Source organism: Segatella copri (assembly GCF_024330485.1).
Taxonomy (GTDB): domain Bacteria; phylum Bacteroidota; class Bacteroidia; order Bacteroidales; family Bacteroidaceae; genus Prevotella; species Prevotella copri_L.
The window spans coordinates 1-1155 of record NZ_JANDWX010000093.1; the positions used below are offsets into that span (position 1 = coordinate 1).

Annotated in this window: 1 protein-coding gene; it reads right to left on the reverse strand. The window is 43.2% G+C overall.

Translation table 11 applies throughout. From position 1 onward, the window contains the following. Positions 1 to 1094: IS256 family transposase (locus NNC77_RS16465; RefSeq protein ID WP_254971928.1), on the reverse strand; the 1094-nt coding region annotated here is incomplete at its 3' end. Positions 1095 to 1155 lie beyond the last annotated feature (61 nt).

A 1155-nucleotide genomic window follows, 5' to 3' on the forward strand; every position in this document is an offset into this window, starting at 1 on the left:
ACAAGCTTCTCCAAAGAATTATCCGTAGGAAAGACCCCTTTAGTCTTTGTGACCTTTCTTACCTGTCTGTGATACCCCTCAACCGTATTGGTCGTATAAATGAGTTTACGGATGGCTGGAGTATATTGGAAATACTCTGTCAGACGTTCCCAATTGTCACGCCATGACTTGATGACAATTGGGTACATCTCTCCCCACTTAGACTCTAACAGGTCTAAATTAGCAGCAGCGGAGTCTTTGTTTACTGCACCATATACTGTTCTTAAATCCTTGATAAACTCCTTTTGATGCTTACTGCCAACATACTTGATAGAATTGCGTATCTGATGGACAATACAGAGCTGCACAGAACTCTCAGGAAATACGCTTTGGATGGCATCTGGGAAGCCTTTGAGACCATCAATACAACAAATCAAGATGTCTCGAACACCACGGTTCTGAAGATCCGTAAGAACTTCTAGCCAGAAGTTAGCTCCTTCACTCTTAGACACATACATACCTAACAGTTCTTTTTGGCCTTCCTTGTTGATACCAAGAATGTTGTAAATGGCTCGTGTGACAGCTCTGCCATTCTCATCCTTTACCTTATAATGGATAGCATCAAGCCAGCAAATGGCATATACAGGATCGAGCATGCGAGACTTCCAGGCGGTGATTTCGGGTAATACACGGTCTGTTATAGAGCTGATAGTATCGGCTGATAGAGTTGTGTTGAACTCACGCTCAAAGTAGCTGCTGATGTCACGTGTGCTGGTGCCCATGGCGTACATCTCAATAATCTGGTCTGCCATGCCATTGGCAAGAATAGTCTCACGCTTCTTTACGGTCTCAGGTTGGAAAGTTCCGTCTCGGTCACGAGGAGTCTCTATAGTGACCTCACCATATTTTGTTTGAACCTTCTTACTCATCTTACCATTACGACGGTTGCCGGAAGAGCGTTCCTCTTCACTTAAATGAGCATCCATCTCACCTTCGAGAGCTGAGTTGAGAATACGCTCTAACAATGGAGCTAATGCTCCGTCCTTGCCAAATAAGGCTTCACCACTACGCAACTGCTGAGCTGCTTTCTTGTAATCAATTTCTAAGTTGTCCATAATATAAAAACTGTGTTAAACTACTTTTATTGTAGCTTGACACAGTTTAATTTACACTCTC